Below are 20,419 nucleotides of genomic sequence, written 5' to 3' on the forward strand. Positions count from 1 at the left end.
AGGCCTGAAAACTCAGGCCATCTCCTTGTGATATTCATTGATTGATTTTACCTCGCCCTCACCCTGCTTCATTGTAACAATAGCATTAGCTGCTGCAATTGCTGCCTGGATGGTGGTGATGTAAGGTACCTTGAAATCGACTGCTGCACGGCGAATCCTTGAACCGTCTTCGCGTGAGAGCTTGTCTTCCGGTGTGTTAATGACAAGTGCCACTTCGTATCTGCGCATCATGTCAATAACATTCGGGCTGCCGTCATGCACCTTCCTGACGATTCCCATTTCCAGTCCATGTTCTGAAAGGAAATCTGCTGTACCTTTTGTACCAAGAAGTTCGATGCCTGCGCTTACAAGTTTCTGTGCTACATCAAGAAGTCCGTCCTGATCTTCCTCCTTCACGGATAAAAAGACCTTTCCTGTAAGTGGTAAAAGGTTATCAGCACTAAGCTGTGCCTTAAAGAATGCCCTTCCGTAATCGGAATCAACACCCATTACCTCTCCGGTACTCTTCATTTCCGGACCAAGAAGCGGGTCTGCTCCAGGGAGCTTATCGAATGGCAGGAGGACTTCCTTTACGGAAACATGCTTGACCTTTGGTTCATCACATGTTGAATAACCCTGCTCTTCAAGTGTTTCTCCCATGATAACACGGGCTGCTATCTTTGCCAGTGGCAGTCCGACAGCTTTGGAAACAAATGGAATTGTCCTGCTAGAACGTGGATTTGCTTCAAGAACATAGACCTTGTCGCCTTTCTGTGCCATCTGGATGTTCACAAGACCCTTTACATTAAGTGCAAGGGCGATCTTGCGGGTATAATCACGTACGGTTTCAAGTACTTCATAAGAAAGTGACTGTGGTGGGATCACACATGCAGAGTCACCTGAGTGGACACCTGCTTCCTCGATGTGTTCCATGATAGCTCCGATAAGAACATCCTTGCCGTCACAGACTGCATCAACATCAATCTCAACCGCTCCCTCAAGGAAATCATCAATAAGAATTGGATGCTCTGGTGAAACTTTTACAGCCTCACGCATATACCTCTCAAGGTCATTCTGGTCGTAGACTATTTCCATTGCACGTCCGCCAAGAACGTATGAAGGACGCACAAGCACAGGATAACCAATTCTTGTGGCAATCTCAATTGCTTGATCCTGTGAGGTTGCATAACCTGCATCAGGCTGATTTATTCCAATCTTGCTCATCCTGAGGTTGAACTTCTCACGGTCCTCTGCAACATCGATGTCTTCAGGTGATGTTCCAAGAATCACCGTCTTAAGATCGTTGCGTCTCTTAAGTTCCCTTTCAAGTGGGAGTGCAAGGTTTACTGAAGTCTGCCCTCCAAACTGTACAAGCACTGCACCAGGATTCTCCTTCTCGATTACATTCATCACATCTTCAAGTGTGAGAGGTTCGAAGAAGAGCTTGTCTGATGTATCGTAGTCAGTGGATACAGTCTCAGGGTTGTTATTGATAATGTGAGCTTCAATTCCTGCCTCGCGGATAGCAGCTACTGCATGTACTGTACAGTAGTCAAACTCGATTCCCTGTCCGATTCGTATCGGGCCGGAACCCAGGATCACTATCTTCTTGCGGTCAGATGGATTAGCTTCACACATCTGCTCATAGCATGAGTAATAATAAGGTGTTTCTGCAGCAAATTCTGCTGCACAAGTATCTACCATCTTATAGGTAGAGATAATTCCTGCAGCACGCCTCTGGTCATTAATATCCTCGCGGGTTTTGCCAGTGAGTTCAGCAATACGTGCATCAGTAAAACCTGTCTGTTTTGCTTCACGGAGAAGATCATCGGATATTGCTCCGGAGAATCCTTCTTCCCTGACCATGTCTTCCATATCAATGATATTCTTAAGCTTCCTAATGAAGAAAATATCAATGCCAGTTAGACTGGAAACCTCTTCCACAGAGAAACCATTGCAGAGTGCGTGGTACATTACAAAGAGACGTTCACTTGTAGGAGTTTTGAGCAGCATCCTTGTTTCATTCTCTGACCATTCTTCTGTACCGAAGTTCATCTTGATGTCAAGAGAACGTACAGCTTTTAGAAGTGATTCTTCAATGGTACGGCCGATTGCCATTACCTCACCGGTACTTTTCATAGCTGTTGTCAGTGTCTTGTCAGCATTGACAAACTTGTCAAATGGCCACCTTGGGATTTTGGTAACGATATAGTCAATTGTAGGTTCGAATGATGCCGGTGTCTTCTTTGTGACATCGTTGAGGATCTCATCCAATGCCATTCCGATAGCTATCTTTGCTGTAACCTTGGCAATTGGATAACCGGTTGCCTTGGAAGCAAGAGCTGATGAACGTGAAACACGTGGGTTTACTTCAACAATACGGTAGTCGCCGTCCTTTGCAGCGAACTGGATGTTACATCCACCTTCGATACCGAAGGTTCTGATAATCTTAATGGCTGCAGTCCTGAGCATCTGATGCTCTTCATCATTGAGGGTTTGTGATGGTGTAACTACAATAGATTCACCTGTGTGGACACCCATTGGGTCAAGGTTTTCCATGTTACAGATTACAATACAGGTGTCATTTGCATCACGCATGACCTCATACTCGAATTCCTTCCAGCCTAGTACACTTTCTTCAATAAGTACTTGGTTGATACGGCTTCGGCGAAGACCTCTTTCTGTGATCTCAAGGAGTTCTTCCTTTGTGTGCGCAATTCCGCCACCAGCACCACCAAGAGTGTATGCCGGACGGATAATAAGTGGTAATCCAAGCTCGTCAATAAGCTCTTCAGCTTCCTTAAGTGTGGAGATGGCCTTGCTTCGTGGGACTTTCTCACCAATGCTCTCCATGGTCTGCTTGAACAGTTCACGGTCCTCGGTGTTCTTGATCGCTTCAAGGTTTGTTCCAAGAAGCTTTACGTTATATTTCTCAAGGATACCATGCTCAGCAAGTTCACTGGTAATGTTAAGGCCGGTCTGACCTCCGATACCTGCAATGAGGCCGTCCGGTCTTTCCTTGGCAATGATCCTCTCGACAGCTTTCACTTCAAGAGGCTCGATGTAAACAGCATCTGCCATTTCAGGGTCGGTCATGATAGTTGCAGGGTTTGAGTTCACAAGCACAACTTCCAGTCCCTCTTCCTTAAGAGACTTGCATGCCTGGCTTCCTGAGAAGTCGAACTCTGCTGCCTGTCCGATCATAATAGGTCCTGAACCTATCAGGAGTATTTTCTTAATGTCGTCACGTTTTGGCATTATTTCTTTCCTCCTGCGAGTTTGAGAACCTTACTAAAGAACAGGTTTTCAGTATCCTGTGGACCGGGATGCGCATCTGGGTGGTACTGCACGCTGAACATGTCCAGATACTTGTGTGCTATACCTTCCACTGTTTTATCATTGGTATTATACTGTGTAACTTCCACTTCTGCCTCTTCAAAGGAATTACCATCAACTGCAAAACCGTGGTTCTGGGAAGTGATGTGTACGATTCCGGTCTCAAGGTCCTTTACAGGCTGGTTTGCTCCCCTGTGCCCGAACTTCAGTTTGTATGTCTCTGCTCCAAGTGCAAGGGACATGATCTGGTGACCAAGACAAATTCCTACAATTGGCAGTTCACCTGTGAAGTGCTTTACTGCAGAAATTGCATTCTGTGCCTGCAATGGGTCTCCTGGTCCGTTTGATATGAACAGGAGGTCAGGGTCATAGGACTCTATGGTTGAAATGGATGAGTTTCCTGGTACTACAGTTACATCCATACCCCTTGCCAGAAGGCTCCTTTCAATACTGAGCTTACGACCGCAGTCAACAAGCACAACATTGAGTGGATTGTAAGGGTCCCTGCTTGGGCTTTCAAGCTTGAAAGGCTCTGGACAGCTTACCTGTGAAATAAAATCAATATCAGAAATGCTCTTCTGTGCACGGGCAATTCTTACTGCCTCCTCCCCATCGTCACTGCCATTGATGAGGGCTGCACGCATAGTTCCATGCTCACGTGTTTTGATGGTGAGCATACGTGTGTCCACGCCTGCGATGCCGGGCTTGCCTTCTTCCTCCATAAGCTGATAGATAGTCTTTTTTCCTAGGTGGTGAGATGGCTTGGGACATGCCTCCCTGACCACAAGACCTTCAGCCTTAACAGCATCGGATTCCATACAGTTGCCACTGACACCGTAATTGCCGATGAGAGGATAAGTAAACATAAGAATCTGGCCTTTATATGAAGGGTCTGTTAGAGCCTCCTCATAACCAGTATATTGAGTTGTGAAAACAAGTTCGCCGGAAACGATACCTTCAGCACCGAAGCCGGTGCCTTTTATAATTGTCCCATCTTCTAATCCTAATACTGCATTCATCTTTTGAACCTGCGAATACATGTAAGGAATAGGCTATAAGCGTTGCGATGGCCTCTCTACTTTTTGTAGAGAGTGCCGGTGTATTGTTAAAGATTATGAGATTTTACGCAGGAATGTACCTACTATGAGGACCACAAACAGGAATGATCCCAAAAGAACTATACCAATGAACTCTCTGGGCTTGTTTGCTGCATAGTCACGCAGTTTGAGCATATACTCATTGTCTATGACCTTTTCACTGACTTCCGGAACGTCATCATCAACTTCCTCAAGTTCAATACTGTCGTTCTCAACCGTCATAACCCATATATTGAACTCCCCGTCCTTGTTGGATATGTATGCTATTTTTCTTCCGTCAGGACTCCATGCGGGTGCTCTTTCATCAGAAAGGTCATTGGTGAGTTTCATGTGTGAACTGCCATCTGCACTTAATATCCAGAGGTCATAATCCCCGCCAACATTGGATGTGTAAACGATAGAGTTTCCATCAGGACTGTAGGATGGTTCTATATTATTATATGTATCACTTGTAAGTTGTACAGGTTTTACAGCATTTACACCAATGGTAAAAATGTCTCCATTTGCAGAATAAACAATGGTGTTTCCATCCGGGTTCCATGAGGGTGAGCTTTCATCCCCCGCTGCATCTGTAAGTCTATTATTGTCTGTCCCATTAGGTGACATGGTCCATATGTCATAGTTTCCGGAAACCCTTGAAGAATATACCACTAAATTTCCATCCGGACTTACAGCAGGATTTCGGGAATCAGCAGTTTCAGTTAGTTTTACCCCTTCACTACCATCACTTTTCATAACATGAATACTGATATAGCGTGCAGAAAACGCTTTTTTACTCTCGGTTGCAAAATAGATCTTAGAACCATCTTCATTAAAGACCGGTTCTCCTTCCCATGCCATGCCATCATAGAGTTTCTTCTGTCCTGAACCATCGCTGTTCATTATCCATATTGCCTGGTTGGCAGCATAAACAATTTTCTTGCTGTCCGGACTCCATGAAGGATGGTTGGCATTAGTTGTATTTGTAAGTTTTACATCACTCTCAATAACAGGAGCTGCTGATGAATATGAGATGAATAATATCAAAAAAGAGAGCAAGAGGAGTTTTCTTGTTACCCTCTTCCTGCTTATAATTTCCCTGTTTATCAATTTCCGGGACTGAATAGTAAAAAGTGACCACATCAGAGGTATATTATATATTAAGGTATTTATTAATCTTTTGTTTTAATATTTCACTTATGGTCTTGCCGTCGACTTTTCCTCTTACCTCAGCCATTACAACTCCCATAAGAGGACCAACGGCTGCCATGCCTTTTTCCTTTACGAAATCCTGACGCTCTTTGATTACAGCCTCAACCATGCTTTCAACATCAGACAGGTCAATACTGCCCAGTCCTAATTTCTCAGCCGCATCCTTTGCACAGAGTTGCGGTTCATTTGCAAGTGCACGGAGCAAAGCATCGATGGCTTCCTTTGCGGCTCCTCCCTCTGCAATCAGGTTACAGACATCAATGAAGTGTTTGTCTTCAAGATTATCAATCTCAACCCCGTCACGTTTCAGTTCCGGCAGTGTTCCGGTAAGAGTTCTGACAACAAGTGTCGCATTGACATTCTCGTTGTCTCCAAGAATTTCCATGATCTCTTCAAACAGTGGAAGGTATGTGGAATAAGCTATCTTTCCAGCAAGTTCTTTGTGAAGTCCGAATTCTGACTCAAAGCGCTTTGCACGCTCTGTGAGTAGTTCAGGCATTTCAATAGATTCAAAGTATTCCTTTGAGATATTTACCTGTGGCACATCGGTTTCAGGATACATCCTTGCTGCTCCCGGAAGCGGTCTTAGGTAGGAGTTGTTCCCATCTGGAAGTGACCTGCGTGTTTCTTCAGGAATTCCTTCCAGGGCTTCCTTTGCACGGATTATCACACTTTCCATGGCACCTCTTGCACGTACTTCGCGGTCAGCGACCATTACAACAGCATCGTTCTCTTCAGCACCAAGCTCTGTACGCATTGCCTGAACTTCCTCTTCTGAAACACCGTAAGCCGGAAGTTCGTCTGTGTGGAAGATTCCTCCTACGCCTGATGTTTTTGCACGGTCTGAGAATTCGGTACCAAGACGTCTTCCAGGTTGAACTTCCCTGCCAACATATCCGTCAAATCCACGGAGCAGGACGGCATAAACTTTGCCTTTCTTGCTGGTCTTTTTGATGACCTTGGACTGTGTTTCCTTGAAAATATCGGTTACATCGAAAATAGTGTCACATACAGATGCATTGCGCTCAAGTAACTCATCTCTAATTGCAAGGAGATTTACCTGGCGCTCTACCTCACGCTCAACAATGGTCTCTATCATATCGAGTGCCTGCACGCCTTTCAGTTCTACACGTGCACCTTTTGCGATTGAAATATTTACATCCTGACGTATGGTTCCAAGTCCACGCTTTACCTTTCCTGTGGAACGAAGCAGCATACCTATCTGCTGTGCAGTTTCCTTTGCATGCTGTGGTGAGATTATATCAGGATCGGTTCCGATCTCAACAAGTGGAATACCAAGACGGTCAAGAGAGTATATTATAGAATCTCCCTGGTCTTCGATCTTCTGGCATGCCTCTTCCTCAAGACAGAGTACACCGACACCAACAGGGCCTACTGAAGTGTCAAGATAACCGTCCTTTGCAAGGAAAGCTGTTCTCTGGAAACCGGATGTGTTTGAACCGTCAACTACGATCTTACGCATCATATGTACCTGATCCACAGGAACCATGTTCAGCAGCTTGGTGATACTCAGAGCGATCTCAAGAGCTTCCTTGTTGACCTCTGTTGGAGGCTCATCGTCATTCTCTACAAGACAGGTCGTGTCGTATGCCTTGTAAATATACTTACGTTTGAGCTTGGACTGTTCAAGGGCAGCCCTGTCAGTTTCTCCCATTTCACTGGCTGTTGGGCGGAGATAGCGGAAGAACTCATGGTTTGATTCTTCTATGTTTCTAATCTGTGTCGGGCAATTGCAGAACAACTTACATTTTGAATCAAGTTGCTGGTGAATTTCAAGCCCGCATTTCAGGCCAAGTTCTCTGTAATCGAATTTATCGCTCATAAGTGATCTCACCAAGTTAGTTTCGCATACGTCGGTTTACACATCAAACAGCCTCAGGATGTATAAAGTTATTGTTGCGAATTCTGGTGGATACTGGTAAATCCTGCCCAATCCTGATATTTAACGTGCCGCATAATTTGGGGAGTTCACGGCGAGATTTCCAAAAATACCTTTTTTTCAATTGAAACTAATTTGAGTATATGGTTCTTAATGATTGATTATGAGAAATAATGAAAACAGCGTGCGAAGCGTTTATATGTTAAAATTCTATAGAAAAGCATGTTAAAATCAATTATTAATCATGATATATACGAAACAATCATGACAAATCCGAAATACACAGGGATCTAAAATGATATCCAATATAGAACGCTGCTACCAATGTGGTCAATGTACATCTGTCTGTCCGATGGGAGAACAGGAACAAACTTACAGGATCCGCAGGTTCCTCCAGATGGAAAAGCTGGGTCTTGAAACTGAAGAGAGTATGGTGGTTCCTTTCATCTTTTACTGTACCACCTGCTACAAATGTCAGGACAACTGCCCGCAGGGTGTGAACCTTGTGGATGCAGTTCTGGCTATCAGGGAAAAAGCCGTTCATAAAGGAAAGATGCTTGAGGCTCATAAGAAAGTAGGTCAGATGCTCATAAACTACGGCCACGCTGTACCAACCAACACAGACGCCATGGAAAAGAGGGGACTTCTTGGCCTGGAGGAAAGACCACCTACAGTACAGGCTTCTATCGAAGGATTAAGTGAGATCAAGACTCTCATGAGACTTACAGGTTTTGATAAACTCGTTGCAGAATCCGAAGTAGAAGAACAGCTCACTGAGAACGCAGCAATGGTGCAGCAGGCAGACTTCACCCAGCAGCAGGTAGCTGAGGAGAAAGCATGAGCAACCTGTCCCTTTTCCTCGGTTGTGTGGCACCTAACCGTTATCCTGGTATTGAGGCTGCTACAAAAAAGACCTTTTCAAAGCTTGGCATAGAGCTTGACGACCTTGAAGGTGCATCATGTTGTCCGGCTCCGGGAGTGTTCAGGTCTTTTGATAAAACCACCTGGCTGACACTTGCTTCCAGGAATATAGCTCTCTCTGAGGAAATGGACGACGACCTGCTTACAATATGTAATGGATGTTACAGTACACTGAAAGAAGCTGAAACCGAACTGAAAAAGGATTCCGGGCTGAAAAAGGAAGTCAATGAAAAGCTCTTTGAAACCGGTCACGAGTTCAGGGGCCAGCACGATGTCCGCCATGTTATTGAGTATCTCTATCAGAACATTGGTGTTGACGGTATCAGGGAAATTGTTTCCAATCAACTGGATCTCAGGGTTGCAGTTCATTACGGCTGCCACCTTGTCCAGCCTCTCAAGGAAGCCGGTTCTGGGCTTGTCACAAACGACATCACATTCTTCGATGAACTTGTGGAAGCCACAGGCGCCAAAAGCATTGATTACGAGGACAAGATGATGTGCTGCGGAGCCGGTGGAGGAGCAAGGGCAGCCGTCCAGGATGCAACTCTCAGGATAACCGAGAAGAAGCTCCAGAATATGATAGAGGAACAGGTGGATTGCATTGTCAATGCATGTCCGTTCTGTCATCTCCAGTTCGATTCAGGACAGCAGGACATCAACAAGAATTCCGGCACAAATTATGAGATCCCGGTACTGCACTACACACAGCTTCTGGGACTTGCAATGGGTTTTTCCCCGGAAGAACTCGGAATTAATCTTAACAGCACAAACACTGCTGTGTTCATTCAAAGGATAAAGGAAGGCTTTGTCACGGCCTGATTTTATCCTTGATCTTCTTTATGATGATAAAAACGGAAAAAAGAAACTAAAAGCTGACAACGGAAAAACGTAATTTTTACTTTTATTTTTAAACGGCGATAGTCTACGCCATGAAAAAAGGGTGATGAAATTTGGCTCAGAGTGAAATAAATGATGATACTAAAAACACGGATGAACCCAGAATTGGAGTATTTATCTGTGAATGCGGAGTAAACATCGGAGGTGTCATTGACTGCCATGCAGTCGCAGATTATGCAGGTACACTTCCTGATGTAATACGCTCCTCGGTAAATAAATACACCTGCAGTGACTCCGGCCAGTCCGAGATCAAGCAGGCAATAAAGGATAATAACCTCAACCGTGTGCTTGTTGCAGCATGTACACCGAAAACCCACGAACCGATATTCAGGGCCTGTGTGGAAGAAGCAGGACTCAACCCTTACCTTTTTGAGTTCGTGAACATCAGGGAACACTGCAGCTGGATTCACATGCAGGAAAAGGAAGCTGCAACAGAGAAAGCATGTGAGCTTGTACGCATGGGAGTTTCCAGGGCTTCAAAGCTTGAACCACTGCAGTCCAACGAGGTTCCGGTAACAAATACAGCACTGGTCATCGGTGCCGGTGTTGCAGGTATGCAGTCAGCACTTGATATTGCTGATATGGGTTACAAGGTCTACCTAGTTGAAAAGAATCCATCCATCGGCGGAAAGATGGCCCAGCTTGACAAGACCTTCCCGACAAATGATTGCAGTATCTGTATCCTTGGTCCGAAGATGGTAGAGGTTGCAAGAAATAAGAATATTGAGCTTATGACCTACTCCGAAGTTGAGGAAGTGGATGGTTATGTTGGTAACTTTAAGGTAAAGGTCAGGCACAAGGCACGCTATGTTGATGTAAACACATGTACTGGCTGTGGACTCTGTGTGGAAAAATGTCCGGTTGAAGTCCCGAATACCGAGTTCAACGAAGGAATAGGAACCCGCAAAGCTATCTACGTACCATTCCCACAGGCTGTTCCACTTAGAGCTGTTATTGATAAGTCAGTATGTATCGACTGTGGTGCATGTTCCAGAGCTTGCAGCAGCAATTCTATAATTATGGAACAGGAAGACACATTCTCCGAACTGGATATTGGTGTTATAGTTGTCACAGCAGGTTTTGATGTTTATGACCCTGAACCAACACACGATTTCGGATACGGACTTTACGATAATGTAATTACAGGTATGGAACTAGAACGTCTGATAAATGCCAGCGGACCTACAATGGGCAAGGTTGTCAGGCCAAGCGATGTAAAGCCACCTAAGAAGGTTGGTTTTATCCAGTGTGTAGGAAGCAGGGACAAGAAGCGTAACAGATATTGTTCCAGTTTCTGTTGCATGTACGCTCTCAAGGATGCTCAGCTTATCAGGGAGAAATACCCGGATTCTGAAGTATATATTATGTACATGGACATGAGAACCCCGTTCAGAAACTATGAGGAATTCTACGACAGGGCAAGGGACATGGGAATTCGCTTCATCAGGGGTAAACCCGGAAAGGTCACAGAGAATGAGGATAATGGCCTGAAGGTACGTGTTGAGGACACGCTTACAAATGATATAATTGACCTTGACCTTGACCTGCTGGTTCTCAGTGTCGGTGCAGTTTCAAGTGAAAGCACTGAACGCATACGTCAGATTCTCAAGGTTAGCAGGGCAGCTGATGGTTTCCTGATGGAAGCGCATCCAAAGCTCAAGCCTGTTGATACAACACTGGACGGTATTTTCATAGGCGGTGTCAGTCAGGGGCCAAAGGACATTCCGTATTCAGTTTCACAGGGAAGTGCATGCGCTGCCCGTGCAACTCGTTATCTGGCACAGGGTAAGGCAATAACTGAAGGAATCACCGTTGAAGTAAATCCTGACATCTGTGTTGCATGTGGAATTTGTGTGCCAATGTGTCCTTTCCAGGCTCTTTCAATCGAGGACGGAAAACTGAATATCATCAAAGCACTCTGCAAAGGCTGTGGAACATGTGCTGTAGCCTGTCCGACTGGTGCATTGCAGCAGAATCATTTCAGAAATGACCAGCTTCTGGCACAGGTTAAGAATGTATTCACCTTTGAGGAGTAATGAAAATGACAGAGAATAAACAATGGGAACCGAAGATTGTCGCGTTCTGCTGCAATTGGTGCAGTTACGGTGGAGCTGACACAGCAGGAATGGGAAGATTCCAGCAGCCTGCATCACTCCGTATCATTCGTGTCATGTGTTCCGGAAGAATTGATCCGTTGCACGTGTTCAATGCATTCCTCGAAGGTGCGGATGCAGTACTTGTAACAGGATGCCACCTTGGTGATTGCCATTATGTTAATGGAAATTATAAAACACAGGTCAGGTACGATTTCATGGAAGATATGGTAAAAGAACTCGGTCTTGAACCTGAAAGGCTTCACCTGAGCTGGATAAGCGCCAGTGAAGGTGAGAAATTCGCCAACTTTGTCAGGGAAGTAACTGAACAGGTCAGAAAACTGGGTCCAAGCCCTCTCAAACCAGAAGGAGTGAACTGAAATGGTCGAAGTCGGAGACAAAGTAATAGGTTATTCAACCGATCCAGGAGTTCGCAACAAGGGAGCTTCCGGTGGTCTTGTTACAGCAATTCTTGCAGCAGCTCTTGAAAAAGGACTTGTGGAAGAGGTCGTTGTGCTCAAACACATCAACGAGTACGAGGCAATACCAATAATCACAAGTGATGTTGAAGACGTACTTGCATCTGCAGGCAGTATGCACACTGTCCCGGTGAACCTTGCAAAGTATGCTATTGGTAAGAATGTTGCTATGCCAGGAAAACCCTGTGATATTAGGGGTGTTATCGAGCAGGCAAAGCGCAATGAGGTCAATATTGACAACACATATCTCATTGGTCTTAACTGTGGAGGAACCATGTATCCTGTTCAGACCCGGGAGATGCTCATTAACATGTATGATATAGACCCTGAGGATGTTACAGGCGAGAACATCGAGAAAGGAAATCTCATCTTCAGGACAAAATCCGGTGAGGAAAAGGGCATTTCAATTGACGAACTTGAGGAAGCAGGATACGGCAGGCGCCTAAGCTGCCGCTACTGTGATGTCAAGATTCCAGTTAATGCCGACCTTGCATGTGGAAACTGGGGTGTCATTGGTGAGCTTACAGGAAACGCAACCTTCTGTGAAGTAATGAACGAGAAAGGTGTCCGTCTTCTTGAGAATGCCATTGACGCAGGTTACGTAGAGATAGAACCTGCAAGTGACAAGGCCATTACCATCAGGGAAAAGGTGAACAATGTCATGCTTTCCATGGGTGAGAAATGGTCTGAGAAGGTATTCACTGAAATTCCTGACGGGGAACGTACTCAGTATTATATGGAACAGTTTGCAGATTGCATAAATTGTGGAGCCTGTAAGGAAATCTGTCCTGTATGTACCTGCGGTGAGGATTCAAAGTGCACTATGTATCACAATCTTGAGGATAATTACAGAATGAGCATGTTCCACATGGTCCGCCTGATGCATCTGTCTGACAGTTGTATAGGCTGTGGTCAGTGTACCGATGTCTGTCCAGTGGATATACCATTAACAACTATCTTCAGGCGTTTTGCAGACAAGTCACAGAAAAAGTACAATTACAAGGCTGGAATGACACTTGAGAGACCACCATTCCTGGAGGTGATGCCAAGATGAAGGAAATGATATACCAGACGATCTGCCCGGGATGTGGAATAGGCTGCGGACTTTACATCAGGAAAAATGCTGAAGGTAAATTGAGTATCGACCACATGAAGAGCAGTCCTGTTAACCTTGGAAAACTATGCAGGTTCGGGATGAAGCTTCCATATTACTATGCTAAAGAGAATAATGCTGTAAATCAGGTAAATGCTTCAAATGCCGATGTTGAAACTGCTATCAAGACAGCAGTTGAGATTCTCAAGGATGCTGACAGTAGCAGTACTGCTCTGTTATCCGTTGGAAATACTACCAATGAGGAACAGATGGCATTTACAAAACTGGCTGCTACACTTAGTACTGTTGTTCAGACCGGTGTAAGTTCTGAGTGTCTGAATATGCCGGAGGCATCACTTGCTGAAATTGAAAAGGCAAAAAGAATCGTGCTTTTCATTGACCCTTACGCCCAGTATCCTCTAATTGTCAGGAGACTGCTTACAGCTAAGAAAAATGGTGCCAGTATAGTGGCTGTTGGAACACAACCGCTAAACCTGGCTGATGAAACACTTGACCTGAAACCAGGGCAGTATGATGAACTGAAACTCGATAGAGAGTCATTGATAATTGCCGATATGCATCCAAATTCAGATATAAAACTGGCAAAGAATATTCTTGTTCTTGCTCAGAAAACTGGTGCTAAGATACAGTTTATGAGATCTTTCATGAACAGTTTTGGTACCGGACTTTCTGTTAATCAGGAAAATAAAATGTTTGGTCTTGCAGAACTGGTTGAGGACATAGAGCTTGGAAACATCAGGACACTTGTAGTTCTGGACAGCGACCCAATAGAACTGATGCCTGATAATGAAGCTGCTATTGAAGCTTTAAAGAAGCTCGATAAACTCATTGTTATCAGTTCAAGAAGCAGTCCGGTTACTGAGCTTGCAAACATTGTGATAGCTACAGAACCTGTTTACAGCAAAGCTGGTACTTTCCTCAATGCCGAAGGCAAGCTTCTGAAAAACAGCGGTACAGGTAAAGCAGGTGTGGATGCACTTTCATTGCTCAATGCCGGTATCGGTGGAAAGGCTTTCACTTATGATGAGATGAACTATCTTGTGCTCAAAGCAATTGAAGCTCAGAAAGAGAACAGGTCAGTTGCTGCTGAATGTGCAGCTTCAGACAATGGAATTTCTTCACCTAAAGTCCTGAAAGGCAAGTACGAGTTAAAGTATCTTTATAATCCTTTCATGTGGTTTGACCAGAAGGACGACAATGATTTTGTTCTCCTTAACAGGAACACTGTCAGGAAACTTGGCCTGAGGAAAGGTGGATATGTGAACATGAAGAGTGACAGAGGCGAGCTTAAGATGAGATTCAGAGTGGAAGCACTTCCGGACGGTCTTGTGCTTACAGCAAAGAAGCTTCCTGTAGCTACAGGAACATCAACTATCATATCAATGGAGAGATGCTAATGCCGGAACTTAATAGCGAACAGCAGAAACAGTTCATTGAGGAAATGATGACAAAGAACGAACTTAAGGGAGCTTCCAAGAAGAGGCTCATAAGGTTCCTTGCTGAGAAATACCAGTGGGACCAGCAGAGAGTTCAGTTCAAACTTAAAAGGGCAACACTTGCAGAAAGATATGCTCAATCGCATTAAAAAATGACTTGAATGGATGAAAGCTATGAATCCTCCAATTTTTGCTTTCTGAAGTTTGAGTTCGTTTTTGACCAAATGGTCCATGAAAAGTTCAGTTTAACCTCTTTTTAATTTCATCACTGAGCTTTTCAGGATTCTCCTTTTCGATCATCATTCGCAGTTTTACATTATCAAGTAATGGTTTTGCTTTTTCTATACGCTCTTTTGCAAGCTTTAGCAGTGAATCATCAACCTGTGGTAGTTCAACTTCAACATGTTCTTTGTGTGCTTCAGGCTCAACTTCAAGGGTTCTGGAAACATCGGGATGTCTTCTCTTTCCGGTAATCATGGAGTCTATTGCATCCTTCCACTGTTCTGCCCACGGAGAATCAGGAATTGATGTATGATTTACCTTTGTTCTGGAAACAGTCATGACATCTTTGGGACATGCGTTGACACACGCGCCACAATAGGTACAGTAGTCATACTTTGCTGCTATCTTTGCACCTTCTTCAGGTACGTACCAGAGGTGGGATGGACAGACATTAAAACATCCATGGCAACCCTGTGGGTCGCATTTGTCAACGTTGGCCTCTATGAGATTTAGCTCACCTTCAAATTGCTTTTTGATATCTACAGCATCATAGGGGCAGACAACCTGACACCAAGTACAGCGTGTACATTTTTCATTATCGACTGTAACGTTTCCTTCAATCTCTGGTGCTTCACCTCGTTTCTCACCTTTGACCTTGATGGCATCTTCAGGACAGAGATCCTGGCAGAGCACGCAGTAATCACATTTGTCCTCGTCAACCAGGAGCATATCAAATGGCTGCGGGTCAGTTGGAGTTTTCTCTTTTTCTATAAGCAAAAATGCTTCACAGAATTCAGCACAGAGTCCGCAGAAATTACATTTCTCGGTATCAATCTCTATCTCGCCTTCTGCATCTTCCTTAAAAGGAGTAATCTCCTCTTTTTTCGGGAAAGTGAATTCAACTTCGATGGCTTCCTCAGGACATGCAGCTTTGCAGAGTGCACATGGGAGACATTTCTCGTTCATCCTGACATATGAATCGAATGTAGGGAACTCTTCTTTCTCAGGAAGGTCACCTTCCTCAGTTATTTTGAAAGCATGAACCGGACAGAAATTGGCACACATTGAACAGAATGTGCATTTCTCAAGGTCCATCATCACAGGTGGAGCATCCAAACCTGTGGATATTTCCTGCATGGGTCCGAGTTCCAAGGCTGTGGTTGGGCAGATATCGACACAGATTCCACATCCAACGCATCGTTTGTAATCAAAATCAAGAACCTTTATGGATTTGCTGCTTACCTGGCGGTAGATGAAATGTGAGCCATCCATGTCCATGTCCTTCTCGACACAGAGTGAGTTCTCCCTGCATTCCTCGGTCATTGTTCCGCCTCCTTAAGTTCAGAACCTATAGGACCGATCTTCTTCAGGTAATCAACAAAGCCTTCGATGGAATTTGCAAACCTTTCACCTTCGGAAGCCGATATCCATTCAACACTGAGTCGTCCGGGGTCAATTCCGACATCTGCAAGGACTTCTTTTAATGCGTCCATTCTTTGTTTTGCATTGTAATTAGCAAAGGTATAGTGGCATTCTCCAAGACGACAACCAGCTACAAGTACTCCATCTGCACCATGTTCCAGTGCTTCAAGTACGAAGGATGGGTCAACACGTCCTGCACACATGACACGGATTGCACGTGTGTTGGTTGGGTACTGTATCCTTGAAGTTCCTGCAAGGTCGGCACAGGTGTAACTGCACCAGTTGCAGAGGAAAGCAACGATAAGTGGTGATTCTGATTTGACTTCGGTTGCAGCATGTATCTGAGCTATTATCTGTTCATCGGTGCTGTTACGCATCCATATGGCATCAGCAGGACATGATGCACTGCAAGCTCCGCATCCCATGCATGAGAGTTCGTCAACCACAGCTTTGCGGCCGACCATGGTAATTTTATTGAATTTACATGTGTCAGCACAAATTCCACATCCAATACACTTGTCAGGATTAACGTGGGCACTGAGTGGGTCCATTTCAAGTTCACCTTTTGAAAGCAATTGCATCGCCTTGGCTGCTGCTGCACTTCCCTGGGCAATGGATACCTGTATCTCTTTGGGACCGGATGCGCATCCTGCTATATATATTCCTTTTACGTGGGAATCTACCGGTCTCATCTTCGGATGAGCAATGGAGAAGAAACGGTCTGTACGTCTTGTAAGGTTGAGAACTCTTGATATCTTATCAGCATCTTTGACGTTTTCCATTCCGGTTGCAAGGACAACAAGGTCAGTGGGTTCTTCGTATAGCTTGCTGCTTAACGTATCTTCATAACGAAGTTTCAGTTTTCCATCGGAATCCTGAAGAATTTCTCCGACTTTTCCACGGATGAAATTTATTCCCATTTCCTGACTGCGGATGTAGTATTCCTCGTACATCTCACCGGATGCACGGACATCGATATAATGAATTGTAATATCAACATCAGGGTATCTTTCCTTGAGTAACTGTGCATTTTTCATGCTTGACATGCAGCATACTCTTGAACAGTATGGATTCCCAACCTGTTCATCTCTGGAACCGACACACTGGATGAAGGATACTTTTTCAGGAACCTTAAGTGTTGAAGGTGAAAGAACCCTGCCTTTAGTAGGACCTGCAGCATTGAGCAGGCGTTCCAGTTCCATATTTGTTATAACATCAGGATAGATTCCATAACCATATTCCGGTTTTCTGCTCGCATCGAAGTGACTGTAGCCGGTTGAAACTATAATTGCTCCCACGGTGAATTCGATTTTTTCTTCTTTTTGGTGATAATCAATAGCATCAGCAGGGCATGCAAGTTTACAGAGTCCACAGCCTACGCAGTATTCATTGTCAATATAGACTACCTGAGGGACGGCCTGTGGTATTGGCATGTTGATGGCTTTGGTTTTTCCAAGTCCTGAGTCAAATCTGTTAGGAACTTCTACGGGACATACTCGTCCGCATTCGTCCACGCAGCCTTTGCATTTGTCTTCGTCAATGTATCTTGGCTGTCTGGTTACTGTTACATTGAAATTGCCCACGGGCCCGCTTACTTCTGTTACTTCTGCAAGTGTTATGAGGTCGATGTTCGGGTGCTGGTTCACGTCCGTCATCTTCGGGGCCAGTACACAGATGGAACAGTCGTTGGTTGGAAAAACCTCATTGAGCAGTGCCATTTTTCCACCGATGGTTGGTTCCTTTTCAACCATAATTACATGATGGCCTGAATTTGCAAGTGTAAGGGCAGCTTCAATTCCAGCTACACCACCACCGATTACCATTACATCTTTTTTGACAGGAATTTTTTTAAGTTGCAATGGGTCCAGCAGTTTGAGTCTGGCAATCCCCATTCTTATAAGATCAAAAGCTTTCTGGGTTGCCATCTGTGGATCATCCATGTGCACCCAGGAGCACTGCTCACGGATATTGACCATTTCCAGCATGAAAGGATTGAGACCTGCTTTTTCAAGCACTCTCTTAAAAGTCTGCTCATGCAGATGAGGAGAACAGGCTGCAACAAGTATGTGATTAAGATCAAGGTCGGTTATATCCTGAACTATGGAGTCCTGTCCCGAATCGGAACACATGAATTGTATGTCCTTGACCAGAGCAACGTTTTTTAGTTCACTAACTTTATCCCTGAGTGATTCGACATTGATTGTGTGTGCGATATTCAGTCCGCAATGGCAGATATAAACTCCGATTCGCATATTGTTGGCTCCCTATAGCAGGAAATGATGGTCTGGATAAAGATATAGTTTTGCATGATCTTCACTATAGCAATAACATTTGAATTGCCTCAGGAATTGATTCGTTTTTAGTTAATTAGTGGTAAACTGTTTGGACTATATATAACAGTTTGACCAATGGCCATAATGGTTATATTATAAATATGCTTATTATTATCTGTTTTACCTTCCTGTGCATATGTGCAGGAAACAACCGGGGATTGGAAAATTAATCATTTTTCTTTTCCCCTTCATGTTGCTACTTTTTACTTACTGGTTAAACTGTTAGAGTGCAAAATATGGTGTTTTTGAACTAAGGCAGTTCGATTTCAAATAGAATGTGAAATGCAGCAAAGAAATTGGTGAGAATTACCTGTTGGTGTATTTATTCAAAAGATTTCAGTTTAAACGATGGCCATAATGGTTTTATTATAATTCTTCCTTCTTTGAATTGTTTGAACCCAATCAGCACAAATCTGCGCGGAAGTTGGGGAGTGGGTAGAGGACATTCTTATGTCCTCTCATTTTCTCATTCTACTTTACATCCAAACACTTCATGATAAAAATTATCATTAAAGTTACTTTTTTTTAGTTTAATCAATGGCTAGAAAAGTTATATAGTACTATTTTTTATCTTTTTGAATAACTAGTGAAAGCTAGTAGGAGTACAATCATGAAAAGAATAGTAATAGCATTTCTTGTATTCTTGCTCTGCGTTTCAGCAGCAGGTGCAAAATCATCTGAAACAGCAATCGATGCAGTCTCATCAGGTTCCAATGAGACAATTGGAATAAAATCAGTAACCACTACAATTACACAGGGAGAAGTGAATTGGCATACAACATATGTTAGTTCTTCAAATTCTGCTATGATCGTTGATCTAAATTGGGGAGATACTACGGATTCATTACAATTATATGTATATGACCCAAGTGGGAACAGTTATGGTCCATACTATGACTCTGCTGATGGTTCCAATAATGGCAGGATCAATTTACTTCTAGATAATACTCCAGAAGTAGGGACGTGGAGATGCAAAGTTTATGGCTATCATGTTATAGGAACAGAAGATTATTCTATTTAGAGTTCTTTTTCAATATCATGAAAAAATATACAATCTTACTCATTTCCTTTTTTTTAGTCATATGTTCCTGCTCGATTTCTTCAGCATTCAGAACATATACTTCAGACGAAATAACTGATTCCACATATACTCAAGGGTGGATGAGTGAAGACTCATTCTGGGATATTCCACTATACTTCAAAATTATAACAATAGGTACAATTGTTTTTGGCCTTGGATGGAAGCTCGTTGCTATTCTCACAGCATGGGCTAAAAAAGATCCCAATAACGAGAATCGCCAGAAAATACTTGATTTTATTGAACAAAATCCCGGCAGCACAGTCAATGCGATAGAGACGGATCTGGGTATCAAGCGTGGAACTGTAAGGTATCATGTGACTAATCTTAAGGATGCAGGCAAGATTCTCATGTTCAGGATCGGAAACCATCTGAGCCTGTTCAAAAATGAGAGCGCTTTGTGGAATAAAAATCACAAAGGTATTGAAGTTCATCTGCCAGGTGCAACCTGCAAGAAAGTCTGCCGAACAATATATGATAATCCGGGAATAACTAATATGGAACTTTGTAAGGAGCTTGGGCTTTCCAAAGGGTCGGTGAGTTTCCATATAAAAACACTTGAAAATATAGATTGTCTTGAAGTTGAAACCAATGGCAGGTTTAAGAATTACTTTTTAAGGGAAGGCTACCACCCGGATGAGGTTCCGTTGTTTGAGATGATAAGGTAAAAGCAATTGTTTATAGCTATGTAACTTTCTCTATTTTCTGTCAATTTTATCACTTCTATTACAGTTCTGTTCACACCCGTTTTATTCAAGATAAATTTATAAAGCTCAAGTTCCAACTTTATATGGGTATATGTATGGGAATGAAGAGTGGCACCACTGGTTATGGAACGCATTTTTAGTTATTGCAATATTTTGCCTCATATCAGTTTATGAGAATATTTCTTATGCAGTATCCAACTGGGAACTGTCTTTC

Annotated in this window: 15 protein-coding genes; 9 read left to right on the forward strand and 6 right to left on the reverse strand. The window is 43.7% G+C overall.

The window, feature by feature from the left end; genetic code table 11:
- Positions 1–12: 12 nt before the first annotated feature.
- From carB to gatE, 4 genes are all read right to left on the reverse strand, one after another.
- Positions 13–3,237 carry a carbamoyl-phosphate synthase large subunit gene (carB, locus tag FKV42_RS03415; RefSeq protein ID WP_154808848.1) on the reverse strand — a complete coding sequence of 1,075 codons (3,225 nt, stop codon included), beginning with the start codon at positions 3,235–3,237 and terminating at the stop codon, positions 13–15.
- Positions 3,237–4,334, reverse strand: coding sequence for a glutamine-hydrolyzing carbamoyl-phosphate synthase small subunit (gene carA / locus FKV42_RS03420; protein ID WP_154808849.1), 1,098 nt, complete (start codon positions 4,332–4,334; stop codon positions 3,237–3,239). Before carA ends, carB begins: the two co-directional genes overlap by 1 nt.
- A gap of 93 nt (positions 4,335–4,427) precedes the next feature.
- Positions 4,428–5,534: a TolB family protein gene (locus FKV42_RS03425; RefSeq protein ID WP_154808850.1), complete on the reverse strand. Its 1,107-nt coding sequence runs from the start codon at positions 5,532–5,534 to the stop codon at positions 4,428–4,430.
- A 10-nt stretch (positions 5,535–5,544) separates the two neighbouring features.
- Positions 5,545–7,446 (reverse strand): Glu-tRNA(Gln) amidotransferase subunit GatE, encoded by a 1,902-nt coding sequence (gatE, locus tag FKV42_RS03430; protein WP_154808851.1) that lies wholly within the window; start codon positions 7,444–7,446, stop codon positions 5,545–5,547.
- Between the two features lie 352 nt (positions 7,447–7,798).
- On the opposite strand from gatE, the gene FKV42_RS03435 reads away from it, so the two are divergent.
- From FKV42_RS03435 to FKV42_RS03465, 7 genes are all read left to right on the forward strand, one after another.
- Positions 7,799–8,344: a 4Fe-4S dicluster domain-containing protein gene (locus FKV42_RS03435; RefSeq protein ID WP_154808852.1), complete on the forward strand. Its 546-nt coding sequence runs from the start codon at positions 7,799–7,801 to the stop codon at positions 8,342–8,344.
- Positions 8,341–9,243: a CoB--CoM heterodisulfide reductase subunit B gene (gene hdrB, locus FKV42_RS03440; RefSeq protein WP_154808853.1), complete on the forward strand. Its 903-nt coding sequence runs from the start codon at positions 8,341–8,343 to the stop codon at positions 9,241–9,243. Before FKV42_RS03435 ends, hdrB begins: the two co-directional genes overlap by 4 nt.
- A gap of 131 nt (positions 9,244–9,374) precedes the next feature.
- Positions 9,375–11,357 carry a 4Fe-4S binding protein gene (locus tag FKV42_RS03445; RefSeq protein ID WP_230375467.1) on the forward strand — a complete coding sequence of 661 codons (1,983 nt, stop codon included), beginning with the start codon at positions 9,375–9,377 and terminating at the stop codon, positions 11,355–11,357.
- A complete protein-coding gene (locus FKV42_RS03450) occupies positions 11,357–11,794 on the forward strand; it encodes a hydrogenase iron-sulfur subunit (RefSeq protein WP_394348039.1) in 438 nt (145 codons plus the stop codon). The genes FKV42_RS03445 and FKV42_RS03450 overlap by 1 nt, the downstream gene beginning before the upstream one ends.
- 1 nt (position 11,795) lies before the next feature.
- Positions 11,796–12,947 carry a Coenzyme F420 hydrogenase/dehydrogenase, beta subunit C-terminal domain gene (locus FKV42_RS03455; RefSeq protein WP_154808855.1) on the forward strand — a complete coding sequence of 384 codons (1,152 nt, stop codon included), beginning with the start codon at positions 11,796–11,798 and terminating at the stop codon, positions 12,945–12,947.
- Entirely contained in the window at positions 12,944–14,404 is a 1,461-nt protein-coding gene (locus FKV42_RS03460; protein WP_154808856.1) for a molybdopterin-dependent oxidoreductase, read from the forward strand. The genes FKV42_RS03455 and FKV42_RS03460 overlap by 4 nt, the downstream gene beginning before the upstream one ends.
- A complete protein-coding gene (locus FKV42_RS03465; RefSeq protein ID WP_154808857.1) occupies positions 14,404–14,592 on the forward strand; it encodes a hypothetical protein in 189 nt (62 codons plus the stop codon). Before FKV42_RS03460 ends, FKV42_RS03465 begins: the two co-directional genes overlap by 1 nt.
- Before the next feature lie 91 nt (positions 14,593–14,683).
- Here the strand turns inward: FKV42_RS03465 and FKV42_RS03470 are convergent, their stop codons facing one another.
- Together FKV42_RS03470 and hdrA2 are read right to left on the reverse strand one after the other, a co-directional pair.
- Positions 14,684–15,988, reverse strand: a complete 1,305-nt coding sequence (locus FKV42_RS03470; protein ID WP_154808858.1) for a 4Fe-4S binding protein — start codon at positions 15,986–15,988, stop codon at positions 14,684–14,686.
- Positions 15,985–18,339: a CoB-CoM heterodisulfide reductase HdrA2 gene (hdrA2, locus tag FKV42_RS03475; protein ID WP_154808859.1), complete on the reverse strand. Its 2,355-nt coding sequence runs from the start codon at positions 18,337–18,339 to the stop codon at positions 15,985–15,987. Before hdrA2 ends, FKV42_RS03470 begins: the two co-directional genes overlap by 4 nt.
- Positions 18,340–19,030: 691 nt before the next feature.
- Between hdrA2 and FKV42_RS03480 the strand changes: the two genes are divergently transcribed.
- On the forward strand, positions 19,031–19,441 hold the full coding sequence (locus FKV42_RS03480; protein WP_196214040.1) for a peptidase domain-containing protein: 411 nt from the start codon (positions 19,031–19,033) through the stop codon (positions 19,439–19,441).
- Between the two features lie 140 nt (positions 19,442–19,581).
- Positions 19,582–20,166 (forward strand): winged helix-turn-helix transcriptional regulator, encoded by a 585-nt coding sequence (locus FKV42_RS03485; protein WP_196214041.1) that lies wholly within the window; start codon positions 19,582–19,584, stop codon positions 20,164–20,166.
- The last annotated feature ends 253 nt before the right edge of the window (positions 20,167–20,419 follow it).

Source organism: Methanolobus vulcani (assembly GCF_006546655.1).
In the GTDB taxonomy this organism is placed as follows: domain Archaea; phylum Halobacteriota; class Methanosarcinia; order Methanosarcinales; family Methanosarcinaceae; genus Methanolobus; species Methanolobus vulcani_A.

Bases quoted from the DNA above. Each gene is read 5' to 3' on its own strand.
- FKV42_RS03460 (WP_154808856.1), top strand. From the start codon at position 12,944: ATGAAGGAAATGATATACCAGACGATCTGCCCGGGATGTGGAATAGGC.
- FKV42_RS03450 (WP_394348039.1), top strand. From the start codon at position 11,357: ATGAAAATGACAGAGAATAAACAATGGGAACCGAAGATTGTCGCGTTC.
- FKV42_RS03485 (WP_196214041.1), top strand. From the start codon at position 19,582: ATGAGTGAAGACTCATTCTGGGATATTCCACTATACTTCAAAATTATA.
- gatE (WP_154808851.1), bottom strand. From the start codon at position 7,446: ATGAGCGATAAATTCGATTACAGAGAACTTGGCCTGAAATGCGGGCTT.
- FKV42_RS03480 (WP_196214040.1), top strand. From the start codon at position 19,031: ATGAAAAGAATAGTAATAGCATTTCTTGTATTCTTGCTCTGCGTTTCA.
- hdrA2 (WP_154808859.1), bottom strand. From the start codon at position 18,339: ATGCGAATCGGAGTTTATATCTGCCATTGCGGACTGAATATCGCACAC.
- carA (WP_154808849.1), bottom strand. From the start codon at position 4,334: ATGAATGCAGTATTAGGATTAGAAGATGGGACAATTATAAAAGGCACC.
- FKV42_RS03465 (WP_154808857.1), top strand. From the start codon at position 14,404: ATGCCGGAACTTAATAGCGAACAGCAGAAACAGTTCATTGAGGAAATG.
- FKV42_RS03425 (WP_154808850.1), bottom strand. From the start codon at position 5,534: ATGTGGTCACTTTTTACTATTCAGTCCCGGAAATTGATAAACAGGGAA.
- FKV42_RS03470 (WP_154808858.1), bottom strand. From the start codon at position 15,988: ATGACCGAGGAATGCAGGGAGAACTCACTCTGTGTCGAGAAGGACATG.
- FKV42_RS03435 (WP_154808852.1), top strand. From the start codon at position 7,799: ATGATATCCAATATAGAACGCTGCTACCAATGTGGTCAATGTACATCT.
- FKV42_RS03455 (WP_154808855.1), top strand. From the start codon at position 11,796: ATGGTCGAAGTCGGAGACAAAGTAATAGGTTATTCAACCGATCCAGGA.
- carB (WP_154808848.1), bottom strand. From the start codon at position 3,237: ATGCCAAAACGTGACGACATTAAGAAAATACTCCTGATAGGTTCAGGA.
- hdrB (WP_154808853.1), top strand. From the start codon at position 8,341: ATGAGCAACCTGTCCCTTTTCCTCGGTTGTGTGGCACCTAACCGTTAT.